Origin of the sequence: Corynebacterium halotolerans YIM 70093 = DSM 44683 (assembly GCF_000341345.1) — a bacterium.
In the GTDB taxonomy this organism is placed as follows: domain Bacteria; phylum Actinomycetota; class Actinomycetes; order Mycobacteriales; family Mycobacteriaceae; genus Corynebacterium; species Corynebacterium halotolerans.
Genome location: NC_020302.1, coordinates 3103728 through 3118168, shown reverse-complemented (window position 1 = coordinate 3118168; position 14441 = coordinate 3103728). Strand labels below are relative to the sequence as shown.

The 14441-nt window shown below is 69.1% G+C and carries 13 protein-coding genes; 5 read left to right on the top strand and 8 right to left on the bottom strand.

The window, feature by feature from the left end:
• Positions 1-31: 31 nt before the first annotated feature.
• Positions 32-1081: an NUDIX hydrolase gene (locus A605_RS14215; RefSeq protein WP_015402208.1), complete on the bottom strand. Its 1050-nt coding sequence runs from the start codon at positions 1079-1081 to the stop codon at positions 32-34.
• A 229-nt stretch (positions 1082-1310) separates the two neighbouring features.
• On the opposite strand from A605_RS14215, the gene A605_RS14210 reads away from it, so the two are divergent.
• Genes A605_RS14210 through A605_RS14195 form a run of 4 tightly spaced genes read left to right on the top strand, consistent with a single transcriptional unit; the run spans position 1311 to position 4626 of the window.
• Positions 1311-2903, top strand: a complete 1593-nt coding sequence (locus tag A605_RS14210; protein WP_015402207.1) for a CCA tRNA nucleotidyltransferase — start codon at positions 1311-1313, stop codon at positions 2901-2903.
• A gap of 15 nt (positions 2904-2918) precedes the next feature.
• The gene (locus A605_RS14205; protein WP_015402206.1) at positions 2919-3524 is read left to right on the top strand and encodes a YqgE/AlgH family protein; all 606 of its coding nucleotides are present in this window, start codon (positions 2919-2921) and stop codon (positions 3522-3524) included.
• Positions 3524-4267, top strand: a complete 744-nt coding sequence (locus A605_RS14200) for an AzlC family ABC transporter permease (RefSeq protein ID WP_034990808.1) — start codon at positions 3524-3526, stop codon at positions 4265-4267. The genes A605_RS14205 and A605_RS14200 overlap by 1 nt, the downstream gene beginning before the upstream one ends.
• Entirely contained in the window at positions 4264-4626 is a 363-nt protein-coding gene (locus A605_RS14195) for an AzlD domain-containing protein (RefSeq protein ID WP_015402204.1), read from the top strand. The genes A605_RS14200 and A605_RS14195 overlap by 4 nt, the downstream gene beginning before the upstream one ends.
• Positions 4627-4710: 84 nt before the next feature.
• Here the strand turns inward: A605_RS14195 and A605_RS14190 are convergent, their stop codons facing one another.
• The gene (locus A605_RS14190) at positions 4711-5028 is read right to left on the bottom strand and encodes a hypothetical protein (RefSeq protein WP_015402203.1); all 318 of its coding nucleotides are present in this window, start codon (positions 5026-5028) and stop codon (positions 4711-4713) included.
• A gap of 80 nt (positions 5029-5108) precedes the next feature.
• Positions 5109-6089 (bottom strand): bile acid:sodium symporter family protein, encoded by a 981-nt coding sequence (locus tag A605_RS14185; protein WP_015402202.1) that lies wholly within the window; start codon positions 6087-6089, stop codon positions 5109-5111.
• A gap of 70 nt (positions 6090-6159) precedes the next feature.
• Between A605_RS14185 and A605_RS14180 the strand changes: the two genes are divergently transcribed.
• The gene (locus A605_RS14180) at positions 6160-7290 is read left to right on the top strand and encodes an NADH:flavin oxidoreductase/NADH oxidase (protein WP_015402201.1); all 1131 of its coding nucleotides are present in this window, start codon (positions 6160-6162) and stop codon (positions 7288-7290) included.
• A 41-nt stretch (positions 7291-7331) separates the two neighbouring features.
• Here A605_RS14180 and A605_RS14175 read toward each other — a convergent pair whose 3' ends face one another.
• From A605_RS14175 to trpB, 5 genes are all read right to left on the bottom strand, one after another.
• Positions 7332-8927 (bottom strand): hypothetical protein, encoded by a 1596-nt coding sequence (locus tag A605_RS14175; protein WP_015402200.1) that lies wholly within the window; start codon positions 8925-8927, stop codon positions 7332-7334.
• Positions 8928-9096: 169 nt separating this feature from the next.
• Positions 9097-9690, bottom strand: a complete 594-nt coding sequence (locus tag A605_RS14170; protein ID WP_015402199.1) for a hypothetical protein — start codon at positions 9688-9690, stop codon at positions 9097-9099.
• A gap of 619 nt (positions 9691-10309) precedes the next feature.
• Positions 10310-11188: an ABC transporter ATP-binding protein gene (locus A605_RS14165; RefSeq protein WP_015402198.1), complete on the bottom strand. Its 879-nt coding sequence runs from the start codon at positions 11186-11188 to the stop codon at positions 10310-10312.
• A gap of 1139 nt (positions 11189-12327) precedes the next feature.
• A complete protein-coding gene (trpA, locus tag A605_RS14160; RefSeq protein ID WP_015402197.1) occupies positions 12328-13167 on the bottom strand; it encodes a tryptophan synthase subunit alpha in 840 nt (279 codons plus the stop codon).
• A gap of 2 nt (positions 13168-13169) precedes the next feature.
• A complete protein-coding gene (gene trpB / locus A605_RS14155) occupies positions 13170-14423 on the bottom strand; it encodes a tryptophan synthase subunit beta (protein ID WP_015402196.1) in 1254 nt (417 codons plus the stop codon).
• Positions 14424-14441: the final 18 nt, after the last annotated feature.

The window sequence follows — 14441 nt, the reverse complement described above, 5'->3', positions numbered from 1 at the left end:
GCGGTCACGGGGGTACGCGGGTTGACGCGGATCACCGGGGTGTCGCCCTTCCGGCGGCCTTCTCCTCCCGCGCGAGTTCGGGTAGGAGGTCATGCGCGATGCGGGCGAGCTTGCGCTCGTCGGCGTAGGCCAGGTGCTCGATGAGTTCCGAGACCGGGATCCAGGACACCTCGGTGACCTCCGGATCCTCGTCGTTGAGGTCTCCGTCCACGTAGCGCAGCAGATGGTGGTGGACCGTCTTGTGGATGCGGATGCCCTCGGAGACGAACCAGTAGTCGATCACCCCCAGGTCCGCGAAGACCTGGCCGTGCACGCCGGTCTCCTCCCACACCTCACGCTCGGCCGTCGCACCGTGGTCCTCCCCCGGTTCCACGTGCCCCTTCGGCATGGACCACAGCAGGCGCCCGCGCCGGTCAAGCCGGCCGATCAGGGCGACGTAGATACGGGAGAGGTCGACGTGGCCGCGGTCGTCGACGGCCTCGGCCAGCCCGGAGACCACGAGCCCGCCGGCCGAGGTCTCGTCGCGGGTGTGCATCCGCGACTGCGCCCCGTTGCGGCGGTTCTGCCCGCCGCGCGGCATGGGCCGGGAGGAGGGCTGGCCGCTGCGGCGGCGGTTGCGCCCGCCCGCTTTCCGACGCCCGCGGGTACCTGTCGGCGGCTGTGCGCCACCGGAGGCCTGCGCGCCGTCACCACCGGTCTGTTCCGTGGTGGAAGCGGTGTTCTGACCGCTGTTCTGGCCCGTGGAGGAACCGCGGCGGCGGTTGCGGGAGCGGTTGCGTCCCCGGCTGCGGGAGCGGTTTCCGCCGCTCTTCTCCGGGCCCCTGGTGTCCTTGTCGCCCTGGTTTCCGCCCTTGTCACCGTCGCCGGAGCCCTGCGCCCCCCCAGTGGATCCGGCGGAGTCGGACCGGGTGGACTGACCGGACTGGCCGGACGGGCCGGAGGCACGACGGCGTGAGCGCCGGCGGCGTCGTCGGCGCTTCGGGCCCTGGGAGTCCGGCCCGGGGTTCGGGGACCCGCCGGAGCCGGAACCGGCACCATCGCTGGCCTGCGGGCGGGCCAGGTGCCGTTCATTGTCAGTCATCGCCACGATGGTATCCGCTGGGAGGACCTTTCGGAATTCATTCGCCGTGTCGCCGACCGTGTCGCGGGGCCGGTGGCGGGGCGGTGAGGAGGCGTCGCGGAGGTGACGGTGGGATGGCGGTGAGGTGGCCGGGGACCACCTCCCGACCCCGTCCGTACTCCGTCCGTGCCCTGCCCGTGCCCCGCCGCCTGTTCGGGGTGGCCCGGTGGTGCCGGGTAGACTGAGGCGGATGAATCCCGAGGACACGCACGACACCGAGTCCGCCGCCCCGGCTCCCGGACACACCCCGGCCGCCGGGTCGGCGCTGCCCGACGCCTCCGACGTCAACGGGCGTGCCGCGCTGCTGGCACGCGCCGAGCAGGTCATCGCCGGGCTGACCGACGTACTCGCCGATCTGGTGGCGGATTTCACTGACCGCGGGCACCCGCTCCACCTGGTGGGCGGATCCGTCCGCGACGCCATCCTGGGCCGCCTAGGCAACGACCTGGACTTCACCACCCCGGCCCGCCCGGAGGTGGTCAAGGAGATCCTCGACGCCCACGCGGGTGTGGTCTGGGACACCGGAATCGCCTTCGGCACCGTCTCGGCGCAGATGCGCGGCCAGCAGATCGAGATCACCACCTTCCGCTCCGACACCTACGACGGCACCTCCCGCAACCCGGAGGTCCGGTTCGGCGACACCCTGGACGGCGACCTCATCCGCCGCGACTTCAAGGTCAACGCCATGGCCGTGGAGCTGGTCGCCGGCGACGACGGCCGCCTGACGGGGCGCTTCCACGACCCCGTCGGCGGTCTCGACGATCTGCTCCACCGTCGGCTGGACACCCCGGACACCCCGGAGAGCTCCTTCAACGACGATCCGCTGCGCATGTTGCGCGCCGCCCGCTTCGTCTCCCAGCTGGGATTCGGGGTGGCCGACCGGGTGAAGACGGCCATGACGGAGATGGCGGGGCAGATCACCCGCATCACCGCCGAGCGCGTCCAGGTGGAGCTGGACAAGCTCATGGCCGGTCCGGCACCGTGGACGGGGGTCAACCTGCTCGTGGACACCGGCCTCGCCGGGCACGTCTTCCCCGAGATCCCGGCGATGCGGCTGACCCAGGACGAGCACATGCAGCACAAGGACGTCTACGCCCACTCCATGCAGGTGCTGCGCCAGGCCATGGAGCAGGAGGAGGACGGCCCCGACCTCGTGCTGCGCTGGGCGGCCCTGCTGCACGACTGCGGCAAGCCCGCCACCCGCGCCTTCAAACCCGGCGGCGGGGTGACGTTCCACCACCACGAGGTCGTCGGCTCCAAGCTGGTGCGCAAGCGCCTGCGGGCCCTGAAGTACCCCAAGCAGGTGGTCTCGGACGTCTCCCAGCTGGTGTACCTGCACATGCGCTTCCACGGCTTCGGCGAGGGTCAGTGGACCGACTCCGCCGTACGCCGCTACGTCACCGACGCCGGGGAGCTCCTGCCCCGCCTGCACAAGCTCGTGCGCGCCGACAGCACCACCCGCAACAAAAAGAAGGCGGCGCGGCTGCAACGCACCTACGATCATCTGGAGGAGCGGATCGACGAGATCGCCGCCAAGGAGGATCTCGCCCGCGTCCGCCCCGATCTCGACGGCAACGAGATCATGGAGATCCTGGATCTGCGGCCCGGCCCCGAGGTGGGGCGCGCCTGGGCGTTCCTCAAGGAGCTGCGCCTGGAGCGCGGCCCCCTGGATCGCGCGGAGGCTGTTGCGGAACTGCGCGCCTGGTGGGATTCTGAACAGTCATCCCCCGACGCAGACACCACCGGCACCGGAGACACCGGTGCCGACGAGGTTCGAGAGTAAAAGGAGTGAGGCTGCGTGCCCGATTTCTACGCGGACCGGCTCTTCAACGCCCTGGAGCGCAATGACCCGGCCCCCGGTATGCTGCTGGTGGCGGCGCCGGGGATGCTCTCCGATGAGTTCGCCCGCAGCGTCGTGCTCATCATCGAGCACAATGAGCACCTGACCTTCGGCGTCAACCTCACCGCCCGCAGTGAGCTCGCCGTCTTCAACGTCATGCCCGACTGGTTGCCGTGCGTGGCCAAGCCGCAGGCCCTCTACATCGGCGGACCGCTCAACCAGCAGTCCGTCGTCGGCCTGGCGATGACCAGGCAGGGCGTCGACATGGACACCGCCCCGCAACTCAACCGCCTGGCCAACCGGCTCGCGCACGTCGACCTGCGCTCCGGACCCGAGGAGGTCACCGAGCTCGTCGAGGGCATGCGCCTGTTCGCCGGCTACGCGGAGTGGTCGCCGGGCCAGCTGGACGACGAGATCGAACGCGGCGACTGGTACGTCGCCCCCGCCCTGCCCACCGACGTCATCGCCCCCGGACACGTGGACCTGTGGGGCGACGTCATGCGCCGCCAGCAGATGCCGCTGCCACTGTTCTCCACCTTCCCCGCCGACCCCGTCGACAACTGATGGCGGGGGCGTCGGAGGCGACCCGCGCGGAGATCCGCGGCGGGTTGCGGGAGGCGTGGCCGGTGGCCGTGGGCCTGGTGCCCATGGGCATCGCCTTCGGCCTGCTCATGACGCAGGTCGGTTTCGCATGGTGGTGGACGCCGGTCTTCTCGGTCGTCATCTACGCCGGCTCCATGGAGTTCCTCGCCCTCAACCTGGTCACCGCCGGGGTAGGGCCCTTCTCCGCCCTCGTCACCGGCCTGCTGGTCAATTTCCGGCACATCTTCTACGGACTGACCTTTCCCCGGCACGCCATCCGCGGCACGGCGGGCAGGGCGTACTCGACCTACGCGCTCACCGACGAGTCCTACGCCATCGTCTCCGCGCGGCCCCCGGGGACGATCTCCGGAGCGCGGGTACTGACGATCCAGCTCTTCTGCCAGTCGATGTGGGTGCTGCCCGGCATCGTGGGCGCCGTGGCCGGCCAGGTCATCCCACCCGGCGTGCAGGGCATGGAGTTCGCGCTCGTCGCCCTGTTCGTCGTGCTCACCTGGGAGACCTTCCGCAACAACCAGGACCTCTCCCTGCCCGCCGTGGCACTCGCCCTGGCGGTGGTCATCGGTCTGTTCTCCCCGGAGCACATGCTGATGCTCGCCCTGTCGGCCTATTTCCTCATCCTGCTCGCCCGGTACCTCTCCCCCCGCCTGGACCAGGCGATGGAGGTCCGCCTCGACCGGGCGCAGCGCACCCGGGAGGAACGGTGACGGTCACGGTGCTCGCCGAACACGGACTGCCGGAGGGCGTGTCCCTGACGCAGGTGCTGGCCGTCCTCCTGCCCGTCGCGCTGGTGACCGTGCTCCTGCGCCAGTTGCCGTTCTCCTTCCTGAAGGTGCTCAAGGGAAACCAGTTCTTCGGCACGCTCGGAATGATGATGCCCGTCGGAGTGATGGCGGTGCTCGTGGTCTACACGCTCTCCGGGCAGTCGGGCGCCCCGGGCGGGATTCCGGCGGCGTTGATCGGGGTGGCCGTCACCCTCGGCCTGCACGCCTGGCGGCGGGACTCGGGGCTGTCGATCTTCGGTGGCACGCTCGCCTACATGGGCCTGGTCAACTTCGTGTTCTGACCATCCGGTCGGCCCCGCTGAGGCCTCTGGAAACGCCGGAGGGCCTCCCGCCCGAGGCGGGAGACCCTCCGTGTGTGGGGAGCACTAGAGTTCCGGGAACTTGGCGACGGCCTCCGACCACAGACCCTCGAACTCGTCCTCGGTGAGCTCGCGGTGGTCGATGTCCGGGAAGCCGGCGTAGGTGTCCGGGTGCGGCACGACCTCGGTGGGGGCATTCTGCATGCCGACCGTGGTGCCCGTGGACGCCCGGGCGGCGCCGCGGATCGTCTCGGCGGGGTCGAGCTCGATGATGCGCACCATCATGCACCGCTGCGCGTCGATCTCCTCGAGCTCGGCGACGTGGACGATGGAACCGGCGCCAGGGACGGTCAGGTCGATGCGGATGAAGAATCGTGGTTTCACGTGAGATATCCTCTCCCCCTTCCCCCGGTGACGCAAACACGGGCGTCGTCACGCGGGCCGGGTGAGCCTGTGCAGTGGTGTCAGAGCGCAGACGGGGTGTGCTGCCCACCGGCCTTCCAGGCGTAGCGGGCCGCCAGCCAGGAGCAGATCATGAGCTGGACCTGGTGGAAGATCATCAGCGGCAGGATGAGCAGGCCGAGCGCCCCACCGCCGAACATCACCGAGGCCATCGGCAGGCCGGTGGCCAGAGACTTCTTGCTGCCACAGAACTGGATGGCCTTCATGTCCTTCTCATTGAAGCCCAGGCGCCGGGAGACGAAACGGCTCAACCACAGCATGAACACCACCAGGACGGCGGAGAACACGACGAGGAAGACGATCTCGAGGACCGAGACCTCGCCCCACACCCCGGCGACCATACCCGCGGAGAAGGCCGAGTAGACCACCATGGTGATGGAGCCGCGGTCGACGATCTTGGTGGCCTTGTTCGCGGCGATGCCCTTCACCCACCTGCGCAGGACCTGGCCCAGGATGAACGGAAGGAGCAGCAGCAGAGAGATGTCGATGAACACCTGGGCGTCGATGTGGACCCCGTCGCCGGCCGACATGAGCAGCAGGACCAGCAACGGGGTGAAGAACACACCGGCCAGGTTCGACGCACTCGCCGCGACGATCGCCCCCGCGATGTTGCCCTTGGCGATCGAGGTGAACGCCACCGAGGACTGCACCGTCGACGGCACCAGCGTCATGTACAGGATGCCCAGGTAGAGCCCATCGGAGATGACCAGCTGCAGGGGTGCCAGCGCCACCCCGACGAGCGGGAACACGAGGAAGGTGAACGCCAGAATCGTCAGGTGTAGACGCCAGTTCATCAGACCGTTGAGTGCCTCGCGGGTGGACAGGCGCGCGCCGTAGAGGAAGAACAGCAGGGCGATCGCGAGGTTGGTGGCCACCGCGAACCAGTCCGCGAAGGTGCCGCGCGCCGGCACGATGACCGCCACGATCACGGCGGCGATGATGAGCACGATGAGCGGATCCGTCCGCTTGAGTCGGGAGAGCATGGGCAACAGTTTAGGGCCCGCGGGACGGCCCGACCGGCTCTTGGATCGGTGGCGGCGTAGTCTGGTGGGCATGTCTGAGCTGTTCTCCCCGTTCAGGCTCCGTGACCTGGAGCTGCCCAACCGCGTGTGGATGCCGCCGATGTGCCAGTACCACGCCTCCGACCGCGACGGCACGCCCGAGGACTGGCACCTGGTCCACTACGGTGCCCGTGCCGCCGGCGGCTTCGGCCTCATCATCGCCGAGTCCACCGGCATCGTCCCGGAGGGGCGCATCTCCCCGCTGTGCACCGGTCTGTGGAACGACCGCCAGGAGGAGGCCTGGGCGCGCATCGTCTCCTTCGTCCACTCCCAGGGCACGAGGATGGGCATCCAGCTCAACCACGCGGGCCGGAAGTCCTCCACCGTGCCGGCCCTGCCGAACCAGGAGCGCTTCGGTGACACCGACACCATCCCGCCCGGGCACGGCGGCTGGGAGCCGGTGGGCCCCTCGGCCGTCGCCAACGCGGGTCTGGCCGTGCCGCGGGAGATGACCACCGACGAGCTCTACGACCTGCCCGAGCAGTTCGCCGCCGCCGCGGAGCGGGCGGTGCGCGCCGGTTTCGACGCCGTGGAGATTCACGGCGCCCACGGCTACCTGCTCCACCAGTTCCTCACTCCCCTGGCGAATAAGCGCACCGACTCCTGGGGCGGTTCCTTCGAGAACCGCACCCGCCTGATCCGTCTGGTCGTCTCCGCCGTGCGGGCCGTCATCCCTGAGACCATGCCGCTGATCGTGCGACTGTCGGCCACCGACTGGGTGGACGCCGAGGATTCCGAGCCTTCGTGGGGCCTGGACCAGACGATCGCGCTCACCCACCTGCTGCGCGATGCCGGTGTCGACCTCATCGACGTCACCACCGGCGGCGCCGCCCCGGCCGACATCCCGGTGGGGCCGAACTACCAGGCCCGCTTCGCCGAGGAGATCCGCCGCGCCACGGGCGTGCCGACGGCCGCGGTGGGCCTGATCACCGAGCCGGCGCAGGCGGAGGCGATCGTCGCCGAGGACCGGGCCGACGCCGTGCTCATCGGTCGCGCCGCGCTGCGCGACGCCCTGTGGCCCCACCGGGCGGCCCACGAGCTGGGAACACCGCGCGAGGAGATCCCCTACCCGGGCTCCTACGCCCGCGGCGCATGGCGGGATCCCGCCCCCACCGGGCGCTGAGCACGGCGGGGCCGCGGGTGGGGTGAGAGCTGAGGGCGCTGCTAGAGAATCTCCCGTCGGTGGGCCGCCACCAGCCCCACCCCCATCAGGACGAGCCCGCCGACGGCCAGGCCGAGCGGCACCCCCAGCGAGTCATCGCCCGGCAACTGCGTGTGGCTGAACGGCGACGCGTCGATCGCCCAGTCGGGCAACTGCAGAATCGCCCCCATCAGTGAGACCACCGCGCCGGCGGCCAGCGGCGCCCAGGCGAACTGGGTCAGCCGCGGTACCGCGCCGACCAGCAGCACCGCGATTCCCGTCAGGAACAGGGTGGGGCCGAGCTGGGACAGGGCGGCGTAGGTCAGGGAGGCGTAGTCCTCGTCCATCGTGTTCTCCTGGGAGGCCAGGCCCACCGCCCCGCCGGCCAGGAGCGCGACCGTCATGGCCACCAGGCTGAGCAGTGCCACGAGTGTCGTCGCACCGAGCGGCACCCAGCGGCGCACGCCCGTCGAACGCTGCAGGTCCACGGTCCGGGCCTGCTCCTCCGCGTGGTGGGCGGTGATCTGCTGGACGCCCGCCGCGGCGATCAGGATGCCGATCACCTGGCAGATATAGGCGATGAACTCCTCGTAGACGGCGTCGCCGTCGAACAGGTCGCGGAAGACCTCCCCCGTGCCCTCGCTGGTGCCCACGAGGTCGGCGATCGTCCCGGACAGGGACATGAGGAATCCGCTGAGGCCCGCGACGACCAGCACCCACGCGACCAGCACCCCGCGGGAGAGCACCCAGCGCAGGCCGAGCGGTCCCCGGATGTGGCGCGGGCGTCGGGACGCCTGCCGACGCCGCGGGAGCAGACCGGTGGCGAAGCTGCGGCGGCGGTCAGCGGCCCCGATGAGCACCGCGGCCAGCAGACAGACGCCCACGAGCACCGCGACGACGGTCCAGTCATCGGTGTCGTAGGGTCCGATGACCTCCCGCCAGCCCAGCGGGGAGAACCAGTTGAGCCAGGTGAGCTCGCGGGTGTCGGCGACCACCCGGATGATGAAGGACGCGAGGACGGTGAGCAGCGCCGCGCGGGTCAGCGCCGCGCCGTCGTGGATGAACAGCAGCACGGCCTGGGCGAGGAGCGCGGAGCCGGTGGCGGCGAGCGCCACACTGGCCCCGAAGGCGAAGGCCCCGGAGGTGGTCAGCTCCTCCACAATGGCCTGCTCGAACAGGAGGACCACGCTCGAGCCCGCACCCAGCACAACCGCCGCGAGCAGCGTCGTGATCAACGCGGCGGCGGCCGGGACGACGGGCCGGATGCCAGTGGAGCGCTGCAGCTCCCCCAGCCCCGAGTACTCGGCCCGGCGGTGGAGGCCGGTGACCAGCAGCACGGCCATCACGGAGCCGAGGAGACCGACCCAGGCTCCGATCTCCCAGGCGGTCATCTGTCCGATGGTGCCGGGATCGGCGATCACGCCGTAGATGGCGGTGGTGCCGGTGTTGCTGCGCAGCCCCTCGATCATGGGCTGGCGGGACTCGAGAGTGGGATAGTAGCTCTCATACGCGGGTGGGAACGCCGCCACGAGCGCCCACAGGGGAAGACACCAGGCGAGCAGGTAACCCCGCCGCGTCCTGATGTTCAACCGGGTCAGGGCCAGCAGATCGTGCGTCATGCGTGCACCCCGCTTCCGGCCCCTGCCGCTCCCGTTCCCCTGCGGAGAAGACCGGTGGACAGATCTCCCGAATGCCGGTCGGACACCGGGTTCCTGCGCGGCGGTAATTTCGTCACAGTGACACTACTGGGGGGTGGTCCGGGGTACCCGGGCATGCTCGTGCAAGGACTCATCCGGCGACTTCTTCCGCGAATTCATCGAGTACTCCACGCCAATGCGCCTTGATGGCGTCCCGTTGTTCGAGTGAACCCAGCTTGTCGTGCTTCACGCTCAGGCGGGTCTTGCGCACCTCTCCGGTGGAGGCGTCAGAACAGTCGATCGCGACGGTGGAACCGTCGGTGAGTCCGGCCCGCCAGTAGCGCCACTTCTCGGTTTCAGAGATGCGGGGTTCATCGAGGGGCTCGGCGGGCAGCAGATCTCGTCCACCCGCGGACAGGAAGGCGACGAAGCTGTCGAATGCCTCGGTCCACTCCCCTCTTACCGTCTTGCTCGCCCCCGCGCTCACTGACCCGGTGACGGTCTGTCCGACGCGGCGACGTCCGATGATTCTCTCCACCTCCACGGAGATGCTCTGCGCCCACCATTCGGAGGCTCCCCCTTCGATGGCGAGGCGTGCGAAATCCTGGTGGGTGAGGTCGTGGAGATTCACGCCTCCGTCTGGGTGGGACTGCAGGTACTCCATCCATTCCCCGATGGAACGGCCGGTGGCGTTGGCGAATCTGTCCTTCGTGTTCTCATTGGGCTGTTTCTTCTCGGCGGTCATGGTGTCGAGTATGCCCCGCGACGAATGCCGCCGCGCGTCGGCAGAGGCGTGGTTTCACGTGAAACCTTGATGGTTGGCGCCGTACGGAGCCAGGGGGCGGGCGGTGGGTACAGGAACCGAGTTCTGCGGTAGGCCGCCTGCTGGCCGGTCGTCCTGACCACGTCCGGATGCTGATCAGTGATCAGGGTGGCGGTGGTGTTGACGGTTTCAGACGGTGAGTGCGCAGCTGCGCACTCCTTGCGGTTAATGTGCCTTGGGGCGGACAAGCGCCCATCGGAACCGGAACCAGTTTGCCGGTGCACACTGCCAACCCCCGGCCATCCGGGAGACGGCGGCGCACGCGCGAAAAGGATGGGACGAGGCACCGGGCTCCCCGGAGGGAGGGACATTCTGCACGCGCGGGGGCATCCGTTTCTATCCGGATTGGGAGGGCTGGGACCGGGAACAGTGCTAAGCATCCACGTGGCTTCTCCGGCTCCCGTTTCACGTGAAACCACCCTCCTCAAGGGCGAGGCGTCTCGCGTTACTGTTGCCGCGATGCGTCGAAGAGAAATATGCCCCAGTTCCAGTTGCGGCTGACGGGATGCGGGCGACAGGAGGCGGCTTTGGACCTGCCGCCTCAGGACGTGCTCTGGTCGTCGCTGTAGTGACGGAGGAACAGTTCCTCCACACTGGTCGGCGTGGCGGTGATCCCCTCTCCTCCGGCAGTGAGAATCAACCGGAGAATATGGGAGACGTCCTCCCGGTTGGCGGTGACGCGGAGTTGAGCATCCTTGAACTCCGCGCCGGCCAACTCCCGCAGCTCCGGAGTGGGTTCCGGGACGGTGGCGGTGATCCGGTGCGCCGAAAGGTGACGGAGCTCGGAGATGCTGCCGCTCTCCACGGCACGCCCCTCCTTGATTACCGTGACCGAATCGCATAGCTTCTCCACCTCGCTCATAATGTGGCTGGAGAGCAGCACGGTGGTGCCCCGCTTCTTCTCCTGCCGGATGACGTCGACGAAGGTCTGCTCCATGAGCGGGTCGAGCCCGGCGGTGGGCTCGTCCAGGATGAGCAGTTCCGCCCCGACGGAGAGCGCCGCCACCAGACTCACCTTCCGCCGGTTGCCCGTCGAGTACTCGCGTGCCCGCTTGTCCGGATCGAGTTGGAAGGCGTCGATGAGTTCGTCCTCCCGGTCGCGGTCGACCTGTCGCCCCCGCAACGACTCCAGCGCGCGGAGGGTCTCGCGCCCGGTGAGGTTCGGCCACAGGGACACATCGCCCGGCACGTAGCCCACGCGGCGGAGGACATCCGGGTGTCGGCGGGGATCACGGCCGAGCACTCTGACTGTTCCGGAGGTGGGATGGAGGACGCCGAGGAGAGTGCGAATCGTGGTGGACTTTCCGGAGCCGTTGGGGCCGAGGAAACCGTGGATGCTCCCCTTCTCCACTGAGAGGTTGAACTCGTTCAGCGCCCGGAAGTCCCCGAAGTTCTTGGTGAGGTCCTGAACCTCGATCACGGCTGTCACTGTTCTTCTCCTGATTTCTTGTGGGGTGTGTCTGTCTCTCCGGGTCCGGGGCATCCGCCCGTCGGTCGGCTGAGAGCGATGAGGGGTGGAGGTTGTCCGGCCCGCTTGATTTCCGGGCGGGAGGAGTGGGATGTGAATCGCGCCGGAGACTTCGCGTTTGTCCCGTGTTTCACGTGAAACACCATGGGGCGGTCTTCAGAACTCAACATGCGATCGCAGTGGTGTCCTTCCTCCGCCGCGTTCTGATCCACCGAGAATGCTTCGGTCGCCCGTGCCGTCTCGGCGGGGCAACGAGTGGGCGGGATCAGGGCGGCGCGGTTCGGGATGAAGACGTGATCGGCGATGAAGGTCAGCGCCGGGTGGGCTGATTGCGCCGTGCCCCTGCCGGGGTCGGCGAAGCGCGCCGTTGCTTCTCGGCCACCCGGAACCATCCTGGTTCTCATCGATTCCCCATCGTCCCTGTCGGGCTATGTCATTCGCCAGCATAGTTCCGCGGACGGTGACCGGGGCGGTGAGAAGCCGAACCTCCTGTGCCCTCATGGCGGTCGTAAGCGCTGCCGATGCCTGTATTCCCGGTGGGTCATTGTCTCCAGCGGCCCGGTAGCCACTCCCCTACCCCACCGCCCAAGACCGGCATTTCCTCTTGGGCACCGACCGCACCTGCGGTTGAACGCCCCGAAGCCGCCGGATGGTCGGTGAGCGGTCAGCGGAAACCGGCGGGCGGCGGGTGGCCAGTGCCTTCCCCACCCTTCGGAGCGCCCGGTAGCGCCGTCGACGAGCCGAGAAGCGGTCAGGGTTCTGGCCTTGATCGCTGTATCCGATGCGGATGCAGCGATGAGGGCTTTCTTTCGTCTCGATTGGGCCGGAACCGGATCGACACCCCGGTAGCACGGAAACCTCCACCTCGCCGCAGCCCGCTGCCGCTCGTCAGCTTCTCCGGCTTCTACACGGAAAGGCGTTCCGCCGCCACGTTTCGGCGTTCCATCGCGCTGGTATCAATGGCCGAGCGCCAGCGTGTGCCCGGCATCGTCGGCGACCCCCGCGGTTCCACGATGTTTCACGTGAAACGACGACGCCCGTCCCCTCCCCCACCGGGGAAGAGAACGGGCGCCGCGTGGGACCAAGCGGAGCTACTTCTTCGTGGCCGCCTTCATGGCGGAGACGAACTCCGTCAGCTCCTTCTTCAGGGCGGCCATGTCGGTGACCCGCCCCGGGTTCGGGTGCTCGCCCTCCACGTACTTGTCGATGATCTTCGTGATCGCTGAACCGGAGAGCGCGCCGGCGGCCCCGGCGGCGACGGCGTCGGCCACGTGCCGCGGGCTGGAGATGCCGAAGCCGAGCAACGCCGGGGCACCGCCGAAGCGCTGGATATTGGCCACCACATCCGCCAGGCCGGTGGTCTCCGACTCCTGCTCGGTACCGGTCACCCCGTGGCGGGAGACGGCGTAGATATAGCCCTTCGAGCGGGCGGCCACACCACTCAGCGTCGCCTCGGAGGCCTGGGCCGGGGCGATGAAGATCGGGTCGACGCCGACGGTCTCGGCGGCCTCCGCGAAGGGGCGGCCCTCGCGCACGGGAACGTCGGGCAGCAGGACCGAGTCGGCGCCCGCCTCCTGGAACTCGCGGTAGAACTTCTCGAGACCGCGGACGTACGGCACGTTCGAGTAGATCAGCATGCCGATCGGCAGATCCGGGTAGGCCGCGCGGATCCGGCGGATCTGCCCCAGGGCCCCGTCGACGGTCGCGCCGCCGTCGAGGGCGCGGACGTGGGAGTTCTGGATCGTCGGGCCGTCGGCGATCGGATCGGAGAACGGGACGCCGAGCTCGACGGCGTCGGCACCGGCCTCCACGATGGTGGAGATGATCTCGACGGCCGAGTCCGGATCGGGGTCGCTCAGCATGATGAAGGGGACGAAGGCGCCCTCCCCCTTGGCCTCGAGGGCCGCGAAAAGCTTCTCGTAGCGGCTCATGGTCAGTCCTCCTTCAGGACGAGTTCGGGGTGGGCGTCGAGCGAGCGGCGGACGTGGTCGACGTCCTTGTCACCGCGGCCGGACAGGGAGACCAGGATGGTGATGTCCTCGCCGTCGGCCTCCGCCTGCTTCGCGCGCTGCAGGGCGTAGGCGAAGGCGTGGGAGGACTCGAGCGCCGGGATGATGCCCTCCTTGCGGGAGAGCAGCTGGAAGGCCTCGAGGGCCTCGGCGTCGGTGACGGGGACATACTGCGCGCGGCCGGACTTGGCCAGGTGCGCGTGCTGCGGGCCGACGGCCGGGTAGTCCAGGCCGGCGGAGATCGAGTAGGACTCCTCGACCTGTCCGTCGGCGTCGCGCATGAGGTAGCTCTTCGTGCCGTGCAGGATGCCGACCTTGCCCATGGCGATGGCCGCGCCGTGCTTGCCGGAGTCCACGCCCTCGCCGGCAGGCTCGGTGCCGACGAGTTCGACGGACTCGTCGTCGATGAAGTCGGCGAACATGCCGATGGCGTTCGACCCGCCGCCGACGGCCGCGACGACGACGTCGGGCAGCCCGCCGGTGCGTTCGAGCATCTGCGCCTTGGCCTCCTCGGAGATCACCCGGTGGAACTCCCGCACGAGCGTCGGGAAGGGGTGCGGGCCCGCGGCGGTGCCGAGCAGGTAGTGGGAGTCGTGGAAGGTCGCGGTCCAGTCGCGCAGCGCCTCGTTCACGGCGTCCTTGAGGGTGCCCGAGCCGGTTTCGACGGGCACGACCTCCGCGCCCATCAGGTTCATCCGCCAGACATTCGGCTGCTGGCGCTCGACGTCCTTGGCGCCCATATAGATGACGCACTCGAGGTCGAGCAGCGCGCAGGCCAGGGCGGTCGCGGTGCCGTGCTGGCCGGCACCGGTCTCGGCGATGATGCGGGTCTTGCCCATTCGCTTGGCCAGCAGCGCCTGCGCGATGACCTGGTTGGTCTTGTGGGCGCCGCCGTGCACCAGGTCCTCGCGCTTGAGGAAGATGCGGGCGTGGCCCCTCCCCTCCCCCGCCAGCGGCAGGTTGGCGCACTCGGTCAGCGGGGTCGGGCGGCCGAGGTAGTCGCGGAGGTAGGTGGCCAGCTCCTGCTTGAAGTCGGCGTCGTCCATCGCGTCGACGAACGCCTTCTCCAGTTGGTCGAGGGCCGGGATGAGCGACTCGGGGACGAACTGGCCGCCGAACTCGCCGAAGTACGCCGGCAGGATCGTGGCGCCGCCGTCGCGGGCTGCATTATCAGTCATGGTCGTGTTCTCCTGCGG